This is a genomic window from Clostridium beijerinckii HUN142, assembly GCF_000621745.1.
Taxonomy (GTDB): Bacteria; Bacillota; Clostridia; order Clostridiales; family Clostridiaceae; genus Clostridium; species Clostridium beijerinckii_A.
The window spans coordinates 271,339-285,155 of sequence record NZ_JHXK01000008.1 but is presented as its reverse complement, the minus strand read 5'-3'; the positions used below and the strand labels follow the sequence as shown (position 1 = coordinate 285,155).

Here is a 13,817-nt window from a genome sequence, read left to right as displayed (position 1 = left end):
AGATATAAAAAATATTATTATGGAATATATATTTGTAAAATTTTTAATTAAATTAGGACAAATATGTATTCTATTTTTTTACATAAAATATATGCCAAAAAATAACACGATTAATCTTAATAATTTTGCAAATGATAGATATACAGGTAAAAAAGGAGAGTGATCATCTTGACTAATAATAAAGAAGTGAGTGAAGAAAATATAAAGCAAAAATATAATGCTATGGCCAATGAAGCTGTCCCAAAATCTAAGATACTTAAAGATTGTTTGAAAGCTTTTTTAGTCGGAGGATTAATTTGCGATGTAGGTCAATTAATTTATAATATTGCAGCAGGATTTGGAATTGCAGAAGAACAAATAATGAATTTGGTTCCAATTATAATGGTATTTTTAGGCGCACTATTAACAGGTACAGGAATATATGCCAAATTAGCCAATTTTGGTGGAGCTGGTACTGTTGTTCCGATAACTGGGTTTTCTAATGCTGTAGTTTCGCCAGCAATAGAATTTAAAAAGGAAGGATTTATATTTGGAGTTGCAGCCAAGATGTTTACAATTGCAGGGCCAGTATTAGTATATGGTATTGGTACGTCAGTAATAATAGGAATAATTTATTATATAATTACAATAATTTAAATTAAAAAAATTTAAATTGAAAAAGGAATTACAATTGAAAATTGGGGTTATATATTTTATTGATAAGCGATCAAGTTGCTTTTAACTCAAAAATGTATAGGAGTGATTAATTTGCAAATGAAGAATAAGAAGATAGGAAGCCAAACTGTAAAATTGGATAATCCACCTAAAATAATATCAACACATTCCATTGTGGGTCCTAAAGAGGGGCAAGGACCACTAGGAGAATATTTTGATGAGATATTAAATGATGACACCTTAGGAAAAGAAAGCTTTGAAAAGGCTGAAAGCGAGATGATGTTTACGGCTATATCACAAGCTTTAAAAAAAGGTAACATTAAAGAAACAGATGTGGATTATTTATTTTCAGGAGACTTATTAAATCAAATTATCTCGTCGAGCTTTGCTGCTAGAGAATTTAGTATTCCATTTTTTGGATTATATGGCGCGTGTTCTACCATGTCCGAATCTTTGAGTTTAGCATCAATAATTATGGATGGAGGATTTGCCGAATATGTAGTTGCAGCGACATCTTCACATTTTAGTTCAGCTGAAAGGCAATTTAGATTTCCACTTGAATATGGGTCCCAGAGACCAGCAACAGCTCAGTGGACAGTAACAGGATCAGGAGCGTTAGTCTTAGGACATGAGGGAAATTATCCTGAAATAACATATGTGACAACTGGAAAAGTTAAAGATTATGGACAAAAAGATGCTAATAATATGGGAGCAGCTATGGCACCAGCGGCGGCTGATACGATTGTAAGTCATTTTAAGGATACAGGAAGAAAACCAGAAGATTATGATGTTATAGCTACAGGAGATTTAGGTGTAATAGGCAAGGAACTTGCTGATAAATTAATTGAAGACTTCGGATATAACATTAGAAATCAACATATAGATTGTGGTGAAATTATATTTGATAATGAAAAGCAAAATACACAGTCAGGCGGAAGTGGATGTGGATGTTCAGCAGTTGTTTTTACAGGTTATTTATACAAGAGACTTGTGAAAAAAGAAATTAAAAAAGTATTGTTAGTTTCAACAGGTGCACTTATGAGCACTACATCTTCTCTTCAAGGCGAGACAATTCCGGGAATAGCCCATGCAGTTGCTATTGAAATGAATTCAAATTAAGCGAAAAGAAAGATTCTTATAAATAAGATATCGATTCGCAAAAAATCTTTTGTTTGAAAGGAATGAAAATTGAATGAATTATATAAGTGCATTCATAATTGGGGGCATTATTTGTGTTATAGGTCAAATACTAATAGATGTTACAAAATTGACTCCAGGGAGAATACTAGTAGTATTTGTTGTACTTGGAGCTGTAGTAGGTGCTTTTGGATGGTATGATAAATTGATTTCAATCGGCGGAGCGGGTGCAACAGTTCCATTGCCGAGCTTTGGGAATGCGTTAGCTAAAGCTACAATAAAGGAAGTAAAGGAAACAGGATTGATAGGAGCTTTTACAGGAGGAATTAAAGGAGCGGCAGCAGGAATTACAGCATCAATATTTTTTGGATATCTTATGGCACTAATCTTTAATCCAAAAACAAAAAAATAAGCAAGTTTATATAAAAAATAATTGAGCCCAATGCAGATTATATAATAGAACCTAGCGTAAATAAAATTAACTTTTATAAATACATATCGAAAAAAATATATAAGATATTAAAGTTTTGCCTTTTAATGTCTTTGAACGTATAATTATACTATAAATGAATGTAAATATATAAGAATGAAAAATATAGTATAATAAAGAAGTTATTAAAGAAGTTATTAAAGAAGTAATTAGAATGGTGGGGTTTTTTTGGAAAAATACTGCAATAACTCTTGGGCTCAAATAGTTGAATTACTAAATAGTAATGTTCAGAATGGAATTAACGAAAATGATTGTGAAGCATTAAGATTAAAATATGGGACCAATAAGATTGATTTGCCGAGTGGAAATAAGGTTTATAAACATATACTAAGTGCCTTAAAGCAAAAAGCTGTAATTATAAATATAATAATTACAATAATTTTATTTCTATTTGAACATTATTTATTTAGTGCATTAATAGGCTTAATATTACTATTAAATTTAATTTTAATAGTAATGCATACTACAAAAAGAGATAAAGAAATTGGAGCTCTAGAAAGGCTTAATTCTGCGGATACAGTAGTTATTAGAGATGGAGCCCAGAAAATTATAAAATCAGAAGAATTGGTAATGGGGGATATAGTAAAAATTAATAGAGATTCTGTTGTTCCAGCCGATATAAGAATAATAAGTGCCAATGAAATTAAAGTAGATGAGAAGAGTATAACAGGAGAAGGGTTTTATAAGGAGAAGTTTGAGAGTAAGATAATAGGAAATATATTTTCTCTAACAGATATGAAAAATATATTGTTTAAGGGATCTATAATAAAATCAGGTAGTGGACTGGGAATAGTAATATCTACCGGTAATTCCACTCAATTGGGTAGAATGCTTACCATGCTTACGTATGCAAGTAATAGAAAACATAATTTTGGGACAATGATATCTAAAATTTTAGAAAAATATTTATTAATTTATTTCCTAGGAATTATATTTATAGGATCATATTTTATATATACAGGACGAGATATAAACAAGAATTACATATGCACAGCTTTATTTGCGCTTGGATGTTTCCCGATTACTATAATAGCAAAGTTAGTTTTTAAAAATATAGTTAAAAACTTTAAGGAAGAAAATATAGAAATAATAAATTTTTCGGTATTTAATTTGATTAAAGATGTGAATATTTTATTTTTAGATAAAGTTGGTGCAATAAGTAAAAAAGAAATGATAGTCAAGAAGTTATTTATTAATGATAATTTGATATCAGCTGAGGAACCTTATGTAAAAGAGACAACATTCGATAGGATAATTGAGATATCATTAATATGTAATAGTGCTATTTATAATCCAAGTGATGATAGTGGAAAAGGTGAGTTGGATGAACTTGCTTTCTTAAGTTATGCTGCTAGAAAAAAGATTTACAAAGCTGCCATAGATAGCAGAAATTCTAAGATTTTAGAAATACCTATGGATTCAGATAAAAGATTCTCTACAGTTGTAAGTAAATTTAATAAAAGATATAGAGCAAATACTAGAGGTAACGTAGATGATGTTTTAGAACAATGTACACATATCATGATAGAGGGCATTGAGAAAGAGATTACAGATGAATATAAAGCAAAAATAAAAGAAATTGATATGAACTTATCTATAGAAGGATTGATAACAGAAGGTTTTGCATATAGAAATTTTACTTATGAACCTTCCAGATCTGAAAATATAGAAAGCAATATGGTTTTTGTTGGAATAATCGGATTAGAAAATCCTCTCGAAGAAAATCTCGAAAATACAATAAATCGAATTAAGGATAAAGCTATAGTGCCAATATTATTTACAGAAGAAAGTAAGCTGAGTGCTATAACTAACGCAAAAATGGCTAATATAATAAGGAATAATAATCAGGTAGTGGCTGGTATAGAACTGGATTCTTTAAATCATCAAGAATTGAAGGATTTGCTTTGCAGAGTAAGAGTTTTTTGCAGAGTGAATCCAGAAATTAAATCAAAGATTGTTTCATTGTTTATAAAAGACGGTCATAAAGTTGCAACCACCGGCGAAACGTTAGGGGATCTCCCGGCACTCAACTTATCGAATGTAGGAATAGGCAAAGGAAAAGCATCTACAATTGTAAAAAAAGTATCGGATGTATATATTAAAGAAAATTATCTAGATGGATTTTTCAAAATAAGAGATTTTTCAAGAGTATTTGATGGAAATATAGATAGAGCATTCAAAATGTATTTTATGGCTTTATTTTCAGAACTTCTAACTTTAATGGGATGTATCATAATAGGACAAACTGAAAGTTTAGATTTCTGGAGTGTGATAACGATAAATGGAATATTATTCATTCCATTATCATTGATAATATTACTGAAAAAAGGACGAGATATTACTACTAATGAAATGATAGTTAGATCATTTGTTCTAAGCATAATTACAATGATTTCAATTTATAAACTTGATGTTAAGGAAGCAACAATAGTGACATTAACTATATTATCAATCGGTATTTTATTATCTACACTATTTAATATCAACATTTCTATAAGAAAATTTTCTAATGAATTGATTATGCCTGCTGTATCATTGTTAATAATAATTACGGCCATAGTTAGTATCGCTCTAATTAATAGAATATTAATTAGAGATATAATAGGAATAGAGTTAGCGGTATCAATAATATTTTTGTTGATTTTTGAAATTTTAGCTAGAAAGTGGCAAAACTCATTAATGAGGTGAGTTGATGTTTTCTAAAAAAATAGGAGATGTAGGAAATCCGTTAATATACATATTTTTAACGCTTGCAATTAGTTGTGTTTTCTATGGAATGGACAAAGAATTTAGAGGGCTTACAATATTCATTGTAGCCTTCTTTTTTATATGTATACTCTATTATTGTGGATTTAGTTTCTTTATTATTATGATTGGGTTTTTTATTGTTGGAATTTTAATTAATTTTTCATATTATAAAATTCCGAGCAAAATAGATGGAGAAGTAAGGATAATTAAAATAGATAATTATAATGTCATAGGAAGCTATGAAGGTAAAAATATCACAATAACAATCAATAATAAGAATTTAAGTATAGGTGAAAAATATAGAATTATAGGAAATGTTAATAGTATACAGGATAGATACAATGGAATAGTTGGAGAAGTAGAACCTAAAGTATTATATAAGATTAATGGAGATTTAATAACAAAGCTTTATGAAATTAAAAGAAATATATATTTAAAATTGGAAGAAAATTTAGGAACTAGAAAGGCTGGATTAATATCATCAATTGCTTTTGGATATTGTGATTATTTAGATTTTGAAGATAAAGATGATATGAAAAACTTTGGAATTATACATAGTATTAGCGTTTCAGGGTTACATGTAGCTATAGTATATGGTTTTTTGAGGATTTTTGTTGGTAGGAATTTAGGCGTTTTGGCGACTATGATATATGTCGTATTCACAGGGCTTAATTATTCTAGTATAAGATCTTTCTTAATGCTTGCATGTGTAGAAGGTGGACATATTTTAAAAAGAAATAATAATTCAATTTCTGCTTTATGTTTTTCAGCAACATTCTTGGTTCTTTATCAGCCTTATAGTATTTTTAATATATCATTTCACTTATCGTATTTGGCTACTCTAGGAATAGCAATATTTAATAAGAAATCGAACTATGCATTATATAAATTAAATGTTAAATTAAGAGAATCATTAAGTTTAACATTAAGTGCTCAGATGTTTACTCTGCCATATCTAATTTTAATTTTTAGAGATTTTTCAGCAAATTTTATTATTGGAAATTTAATTTTAGCTCCGCTTTTAGATGTCATTGTTATTACGGGAAATATATTGGTATTAACATATAAATGTCCTCAATTATTTGATTTTTGCAGTTATATGAACTTGAAAATAATAAATATATTTGATTGGATTCTAAATTATATGGAGAATTTTTCATTGCCAATGTTTTATGGAAATGAAAATGTAGTTTTCTTCTATCTATTTTTAATGTTTAGTGCGTATTTTGTAAACAAAGGATATAAAAAATTTATTTATCTTCCACTTATAGCTATTTTTATTATTACAATTCAAATATACAGTCCAATTCCAAGTATACGATGCTATAAAGAAGGTGCTATTTTGTTTTCTTATAAAGGTGATAGAATATTAATAGCCAATAAAAATCAGATTGACCTAAATAGACTCTCTAAATCAGCACTTGCAACAAGATATTTTAGACAGAGAAAGACAATTGTTATGAATGGAATTTGTAAAATAAGCTTCAAAGGAAAAAATTACGTTTTGGAAACTAGTGATGAAAAATATTTATTAAAAGTAACAAGTGATAAAATTCAATACGGAGAGTATGATATAATAAATTTTAATGATAGGATTACTAATAATATATTTATAATAGATGGAATATTAATATAGGCTTATAGATTTATATCAGAACTAAGTTTAAATTAATATAGCAGCACATTTTTACACGAAAGGAAAATTAAAGTGATTAATTACGAAGTTTATGAGCAAGAAATTGAAAAAGGAAATATAAAAAATGGGTATATATTTTGTGGGTTGGATGAAGAATTTATTAAAGATGGAATAAATCTTATTATAAAAAAAAAGATAGCTGAAGAATTTAAGGATCTTAACTTAATAAGGATAGATGGAATGAATACAAGTTTTGATGCTATTATGAATGCTTGTGAAACAATGCCATTCATGGGAGAAACAAAAGCTGTAATTGTTTATAGATCTAATTTTTTGCAAGATAAAACTGATTCGTCAGGGACTAAAATATACAACGATATTAAGAATTATATATCAAATTTACCTCCGTATACGGTATTAATAATGTATTATTTATTAAATGATAAAAGAGATAGACCAAATAAAAATAAAAAATTAGCTACTATTGGTAAATCTTTAACAATAGTATATTGTGATAAATTAAAAAGGGACAAATATTTAAAGAAAGTGTCTGAGGTATTTAAAGAAAAGGGAAAACAAATTGGAAGAACTGAGTTATCTTATTTCTGTGAGAAAGTCTATAATAATTTTGATATTATAAAAAGAGAAGCTGACAAGCTTATAGCGTATTGTAGTGAAAGAGAGATAAAAAAAGAGGACATTGATATGCTTATTTCAAAATCCAGTGAGGATGATACTTTTGATTTAGTTGAGTTAATAGCTACAAAAAAAATTGATAAAGCTATAGATACGATGAAGGAAATTTTGTATAAATCAGACCAGCATATGCTTATAGTAAGTGCTATTCAAAAGCATTTCTTGAGGTTATATGAGATAAAGATAAAGCTTAGTAATGGAAAAAAAGTAGAGGATTTTATGTCAGACTATAGATTGCCACAGTTTGTTTGTGAAAAGTTAATAATGCAGACGAATAAATTCACTGAAAAGCAATTATCAGAACTAATTAAGCTTTGTGTTAATACAGAAACAAAGTTAAAATCAACTGGAATAGATAAGACTATGGAAATGGAGTTCCTTTTAATAAATACCCTTACAGTTAAAAAATAATATTTATTAATAATATAAAAATAACCCATCTACTTAGATGGGTTTTAAGATTATGCCATAGAGTTTAACTTAGCAGCTAATCTTGATTTCTTTCTAGCAGCCATATTAGTATGAACAACTCCCTTAGTAGCAGCCATATCTAATGACTTAACAACTGATGTAAATAAAGCTTTAGCTTCTTCATTATTCTTAGCTTCTATAGCAGCTTCAAATTTCTTTATAGTAGTCTTTAAAGCAGATTTAATCATTCTGTTCCTTAAAGTCTTAGTTTCAGTAACTTTAATTCTCTTTTTTGCTGATTTTATATTTGCCATTCTTAATTCACCCCCTTAAATTTTTATAGGGTCTCTGCAGCTTTTGGGGAAATCTGCGTACGAGTTCATATTCAACAAACCTTATTATAGCATCAGAAGTTATGTAATTCAAGTATTAAATTCAAAGAAAAAGGAAAAATAAGACTGAGTAAATTTATAAAGAGGTGTTGGTATGATAAATGTTAGAACGGATTTAGTACTTGAAGCAAGAGAAATTTATAAAGAAAGTCACAAGGATGAAGTAGATATAGATGGAATAGAAGTTATAGAAGAAAGTGATGATGATATTAAGGTAACTACAGTAAAAGTAAAAAACGATGAAGGTGCTAAAAAAATTGGAAAGCCAAAGGGAAATTATATAACTATAGGAATGCCAGATTTTACAGCATATGATGGAGAAACTATGGATAGAGTTTCTCAAGTAGTATCAGAGATTTTGCAAAGATTAATTAAAATTGATACAGAGAAAACAGTATTAGTTGTAGGGCTTGGAAATTGGCAAGTGACACCAGATGCTTTAGGTCCGAAAGTAACAGAGAAGATTATGGTAACTAGACATCTACAAACAGTTATGCCTGAAGCAATTGATGAGTCGGTCAGACCTGTTTGCTCAGTGGCACCTGGAGTATTAGGAGTGACAGGTATTGAAACTGTAGAAATAATTAAAGGTGTTGTAGAAAAAATCAAACCAGACTTAGTGATATGTATAGATGCTTTAGCTGCAAGAAAAGTTGAAAGAGTAAATACAACAATCCAAATTGGAGATACTGGAATATCACCAGGTGCTGGAGTTGGAAATAATAGAAAACAGATAAATGAAGAGAATTTAGGCGTTAAAGTTATTGCAGTAGGTATTCCAACAGTTGTAGATGCAACTACAATTGCCAATGATACTATAGATTCTGTCATAGATTCTTTAATAAATAATTCATCAAGTGGAAATGAATTTTATAAAATGCTAAAATCGATTGATAAAAATGAGAAAGAAAGACTCATTAAAGAAGTAATGTCATCAAAAACAAGCATGGATATGATAGTTACACCTAAAGACATTGATTTAATGGTTAATTCTTTATCAAGAATAATAGCCAATGGGATAAACATGGCAGTTCAACCTAATATGGATATGGATGAGATTAATAAGTTTATGGGTTGATTATGAATAATATATTTTGAAAATTTTAGAATGATAATAAGAGGAAAAGGTCTCAAAATAATTTGAATTATTTTGAGACCTTTTCATACTAGATTGATTAGTAATGTATCTTTTAATTTATGCTAAGTTTTAAATAGATGAAATAATATTTATTAGAATAATTATGTAAATTCGTTAATATAAATATAAAAAAAGGGCAAGGGGGGGATTACCGTGATATATATGAGCAGAAGAGGAAAAAAAGGTGAAATTAATAATAGGATAAAAGCAAAACCTAACATTAATATAGGCTTAATAATCCTCATTTTAATTATAGGTGTGTTTTTCATAAGATTAGGTAATGTTTTAAAAAGTAACAAAGAAAGAGGAGCATTTGCCTATGTTCAATTACTAAATTTAGGAATGCCGATAATAGAATCACAAGTTTATGATGAAGGAACCTATGCTGAAAATAAACTTTCATTAAAAAATGTTTGCTTTCAAGTGTTAGGATTAAATAATCTTAGTTATAAAGGAATAATTCAAAATGAACTTAGTTTTTTTGGTGATGGAGAAAGTTCTGATAATACTAAAACAAATTTTATATTTAATCCGTTTCAAATAAGTGAAGACAGTATCTCTAAAGTACAAGTAAACACTGATAGTAAGAATACCCCAATTTATGATCCTAGTTTAAAGAAGGCCTTAGATAAATCTAAACCAGAAGTATTAATATACCACAGTCACACTACAGAAAATTATAATGCATCAGAACCCGATAGTTTAAATGAAGATACTAATGTAGTAGGGGTAGGAGATGTTCTTGCTAATGAATTAGAAGAGAATTATGGAATCTCAGTTATACATGATAAAACCAATAATTGTATTTCTTACAATGATAGCTATACAAGGTCAGGAGAAGTACTTGATAAATATTTAAAACAATATGGAGATTTCAAAATGATTATAGATCTGCATAGAGATTCAGTAGAAGATAAAGCTGCAACAACAACTGAAGTTGATGGAATGAGCGCATCTAAGGTAATGTTTGTAAATGCTGAAAATAGTACGAGATATCCTAAGAATAAAGAACTTACAGAGAAAGTATTTAACAAGACATCTGAATTATTCCCAGGATTGCCTATAAAAATATTGACATATCATAGAGGGAAAAATGCATTTAATCAAAGTAAAAGTGATGGATGTCTCCTTTTTGAAATAGGATCTCATACTAATACACCAGATGAGTCAAAGGTTACGGCAGAATGTATGGCTAGAGTAATTGCAGAGGTTTTGAATAAGAAATAAGTATAAAGTTATATGAAAGAAGTTTTGGAGTTATATTAAGTGCATATGAAAAATTAGATAACACGTGAGTGTGATTTTTAAGCACTAAGTATTTAAATAGATATTTCGAGTTGAGATTTAAACATAATCTTGATGATAAAAATTAAAGGAAAGATTAGAGACTTAAAGCTAGAATTTAGATCTTTAGTCTTTTCTTTATTTTAATTTATTAATACATAATATTGAGATGAGTAGTCAGTAGCTCGGTTGGCTGAGAAAATAGGTAATGAATAATAGTTTTGCTATATGGAAAGAATCTAAATAAAAATCAAAAAAACTTTAAAAAGGGTGTTTCGGCGTTGAAGAAAATTATTAAAAGTAACATTTTAAGAAGAATATCACCAATGATTTTTATATTATTTATTATTTTTCTTGGAATAATCAAAATAGATATGATTAATACTAAAGCATTATCTCCTCTTGGAAATACCAACGAAAATTATAAACTTGTAAGTAATGAATTTGGAGAAGATTTCTCAAACTTTATTAAAGACAATTCATTTCTTAAAATTTATAAGGAGTCTGAAAAAGATGTTTTGGTTAAGATAGGAAATAATGACTTTAGAATAAATAATCAATCTTCTTTTATAAAAAAAATAGAAGAGACAATTGAAAGAATAAAACCATAATATTAGTTAAATTATTTAGTTAATTTTAAAATATATATAAGGCATATTAGACATAGAACATTGAGGGAAAGTTTTGATAGCCTTTCTTTATGGATATATGTTATAATTTAGCTGATTTAATTATAACGGGGGTGAAAGGACTGTTTTTCGTTAATGATAACAGTTATGCGTATGAAAAGTGAAAGACAAAAACATATCAGAAATTTTTCAATTGTAGCACATATTGATCATGGTAAATCAACCCTTGCGGATAGATTACTTGAAACTACAGGAACCTTAACTAAAAGGGAAATGGAAGAACAAGTTCTAGATAATATGGAGATAGAAAAAGAAAGAGGAATTACAATAAAGTCTCAAGCAGCGAGACTTGTATATAGAAGAGATGATGGTGAGGAATACATTCTTAATTTAATTGACACTCCAGGGCATGTAGATTTTAACTATGAGGTTTCAAGAAGTTTAGCGGCTTGCGAAGGAGCAATATTAGTTGTTGATGCAACTCAAGGGATTCAAGCCCAAACTTTAGCTAATTGCTATTTAGCTTTAGATAATGATTTAGAAATTGCACCAGTAATAAATAAAGTTGATTTGCCATCTGCAAGACCAGATGAAGTTAAGAAGGAAATTGAAGATGTAATAGGAATTCCAGCAGAAGAAGCTCCTACTATATCTGCTAAAACAGGGCTTAATATAGGTGATGTACTAGAGTGTGTTGTTAAAACTATACCTTCACCTGATGGCGATGAAGAAGCTTCTTTAAAAGCATTAATTTTTGATTCCTACTACGATAGTTATAAGGGCGTTGTATGTATAGTTAGAGTAGTAGACGGAAGAGTAAAAATTGGAACTAAAATTAAATTGATGGCTACTAATAAAGTTTATGACGTTACTGAAGTCGGAGTGTTTACTCCAGGAGTGCTTCCAATCAGTGAGTTAAGTGCTGGTGATGTTGGATATGTGACAGCATCAATAAAAAATGTTAGAGATGCAAGAGTTGGAGATACTATAACTGAAGCTAATAGGCCAACTGAGACAGCACTGCCAGGTTATAAACCTGCTATACCGATGGTTTACTCAGGAATATATCCAGTTGATGGGGCAAAGTATGATGAATTAAGAGAAGCCCTAGAAAAGCTACAAATAAATGATGCAGCATTAAGCTTTGAACCAGAAACCTCTATTGCTTTAGGTTTTGGATTTAGATGTGGATTCTTAGGATTATTACATATGGAAATAATTCAAGAAAGAGTTGAAAGGGAATTTAATTTAGATATAATTACCACTGCACCATCTGTTATATATAAGGTAATTAAAACTGATGGGGAAATATTAGAAATAACAAATCCGACTAATTTACCACCTTTGACAGAAGTAGATTATATGGAGGAGCCAGTAGTTAAGGCATCGATAATAACCCCAAAAGACTATGTTGGAGCAGTTATGGAGTTGTGTCAAGATAGAAGAGGTATATACATAGATATGCAATACATAGAAGAAACCAGAGCTGTTGTAAATTATGATATACCGTTAAATGAAATCATATATGATTTCTTTGACACATTAAAATCAAGAACTAGAGGATATGCTTCACTAGATTATGAATTTAAAGGCTATATAAGAACTAAATTGGTTAAGTTAGATATATTATTAAATGGAGATGTAGTAGATGCATTATCTATGATAGTTCCAGAGGAAAGAGCATATCATAAAGGAAGAGGAATAGCTGAAAAGCTAAAAGAAATAATTCCACGACAATTATTTGAAATTCCGATTCAAGCAGCTGTAGGATCAAAGATTATAGCTAGGGAAACTGTAAAAGCTATGAGAAAAGATGTATTAGCTAAATGTTATGGTGGAGATATCTCAAGAAAGAAGAAACTACTTGAAAAGCAAAAAGAAGGAAAGAAGAGAATGAGACAGGTTGGTTCTGTTGAAGTTCCACAAGAAGCATTCATGGCGGTATTAAAGGTAGATTAGTTAGTATAAGTAATATAAAATAGAATGCTTTATACAAATAAATTATACTTATTTAAAAAGTAATTCTGAAAAACTAGCGAATGTATAAAATAAAAATATATTATTTTTGAGGAATTATTTGTATAATATTAATTAGTATTATACAAATAATTATTTTAATACCGGTTTGGGAGGGGTTTGAATGTTTTTAAATGAGTTAAAGAAAAATGAAGGAATTGCATTTATGCAATTAGTTAAAATCCTTGCAAATTCAGATAATGCTTTTGCGAGAGAAGAAAAAGAACTTTACAATGACTATTTAAAAGAGCTAAATATACATGAAAGTGAAATATCAGAATCAGATTTAAGTTCTGTATGTGAAACTCTAAAAAGTTCATCTAATAGATCAAAAAACATTATTTATTTTGAATTAATAGGCCTTGCTCTTATTGATGGAGAATATAATGAAGAAGAAGTTGAACTTTTAGAAAAACTAGGTGAAAGCTTAGAGATAACACGTAGCAAGCGAATATCATTTGCTAATTATTTCTACAATTTTGTAGATGTATATGGTTTTTCGGTTGTAGATGCAGAAAGTAAAATTGCTTTATTAAAAGAGCAAGCAGAAAAGTTATTAGCATAGATAAACTTTTATATGAAAAAA

The 13,817-nt window shown here is 28.7% G+C and carries 12 protein-coding genes; 11 read left to right on the top strand and 1 reads right to left on the bottom strand.

Translation table 11 applies throughout. From position 1 onward, the window contains the following. Positions 1-168 precede the first annotated feature (168 nt). From spoVAC to holA, 6 genes are all read left to right on the top strand, one after another. Positions 169-636: a stage V sporulation protein AC gene (gene spoVAC, locus T483_RS0102920; protein WP_026885484.1), complete on the top strand. Its 468-nt coding sequence runs from the start codon at positions 169-171 to the stop codon at positions 634-636. A 111-nt stretch (positions 637-747) separates the two neighbouring features. Next, positions 748-1,773: a stage V sporulation protein AD gene (gene spoVAD / locus T483_RS0102915; protein WP_026885483.1), complete on the top strand. Its 1,026-nt coding sequence runs from the start codon at positions 748-750 to the stop codon at positions 1,771-1,773. Between the two features lie 73 nt (positions 1,774-1,846). Further along, on the top strand, positions 1,847-2,203 hold the full coding sequence (gene spoVAE / locus T483_RS0102910) for a stage V sporulation protein AE (RefSeq protein WP_026885482.1): 357 nt from the start codon (positions 1,847-1,849) through the stop codon (positions 2,201-2,203). Positions 2,204-2,449: 246 nt separating this feature from the next. Beyond that, complete coding sequence (locus T483_RS0102905) at positions 2,450-4,969, top strand: cation-transporting P-type ATPase (protein WP_026885481.1); 2,520 nt, start codon at positions 2,450-2,452, stop codon at positions 4,967-4,969. Positions 4,970-4,973: 4 nt separating this feature from the next. Continuing rightward, complete coding sequence (locus tag T483_RS0102900; RefSeq protein WP_026885480.1) at positions 4,974-6,665, top strand: ComEC/Rec2 family competence protein; 1,692 nt, start codon at positions 4,974-4,976, stop codon at positions 6,663-6,665. A 72-nt stretch (positions 6,666-6,737) separates the two neighbouring features. After that, positions 6,738-7,772 carry a DNA polymerase III subunit delta gene (holA, locus tag T483_RS0102895; RefSeq protein WP_026885479.1) on the top strand — a complete coding sequence of 345 codons (1,035 nt, stop codon included), beginning with the start codon at positions 6,738-6,740 and terminating at the stop codon, positions 7,770-7,772. A gap of 50 nt (positions 7,773-7,822) precedes the next feature. On the opposite strand, the gene rpsT is transcribed toward holA, so the two are convergent. Continuing rightward, positions 7,823-8,086 (bottom strand): 30S ribosomal protein S20, encoded by a 264-nt coding sequence (gene rpsT, locus T483_RS0102890; protein ID WP_026885478.1) that lies wholly within the window; start codon positions 8,084-8,086, stop codon positions 7,823-7,825. Positions 8,087-8,258: 172 nt separating this feature from the next. Here rpsT and gpr point away from each other — a divergent pair, with 172 nt between their 5' ends. From gpr to T483_RS0102865, 5 genes are all read left to right on the top strand, one after another. Beyond that, on the top strand, positions 8,259-9,242 hold the full coding sequence (gpr, locus tag T483_RS0102885; protein WP_026885477.1) for a GPR endopeptidase: 984 nt from the start codon (positions 8,259-8,261) through the stop codon (positions 9,240-9,242). Positions 9,243-9,455: 213 nt separating this feature from the next. Beyond that, the gene (locus tag T483_RS0102880) at positions 9,456-10,529 is read left to right on the top strand and encodes a stage II sporulation protein P (protein ID WP_026885476.1); all 1,074 of its coding nucleotides are present in this window, start codon (positions 9,456-9,458) and stop codon (positions 10,527-10,529) included. A gap of 338 nt (positions 10,530-10,867) precedes the next feature. Further along, the gene (locus T483_RS0102875) at positions 10,868-11,197 is read left to right on the top strand and encodes a hypothetical protein (protein ID WP_026885475.1); all 330 of its coding nucleotides are present in this window, start codon (positions 10,868-10,870) and stop codon (positions 11,195-11,197) included. A gap of 171 nt (positions 11,198-11,368) precedes the next feature. Then, positions 11,369-13,174 (top strand): translation elongation factor 4, encoded by a 1,806-nt coding sequence (gene lepA, locus T483_RS0102870; protein WP_026885474.1) that lies wholly within the window; start codon positions 11,369-11,371, stop codon positions 13,172-13,174. Positions 13,175-13,355: 181 nt separating this feature from the next. Continuing rightward, entirely contained in the window at positions 13,356-13,796 is a 441-nt protein-coding gene (locus tag T483_RS0102865; protein ID WP_026885473.1) for a hypothetical protein, read from the top strand. Positions 13,797-13,817: the final 21 nt, after the last annotated feature.

Bases quoted from the DNA above. Each gene is read 5' to 3' on its own strand.
- spoVAE (WP_026885482.1), top strand. From the start codon at position 1,847: ATGAATTATATAAGTGCATTCATAATTGGGGGCATTATTTGTGTTATA.
- T483_RS0102900 (WP_026885480.1), top strand. From the start codon at position 4,974: ATGTTTTCTAAAAAAATAGGAGATGTAGGAAATCCGTTAATATACATA.
- rpsT (WP_026885478.1), bottom strand. From the start codon at position 8,086: ATGGCAAATATAAAATCAGCAAAAAAGAGAATTAAAGTTACTGAAACT.
- gpr (WP_026885477.1), top strand. From the start codon at position 8,259: ATGATAAATGTTAGAACGGATTTAGTACTTGAAGCAAGAGAAATTTAT.
- lepA (WP_026885474.1), top strand. From the start codon at position 11,369: ATGAAAAGTGAAAGACAAAAACATATCAGAAATTTTTCAATTGTAGCA.
- T483_RS0102865 (WP_026885473.1), top strand. From the start codon at position 13,356: ATGTTTTTAAATGAGTTAAAGAAAAATGAAGGAATTGCATTTATGCAA.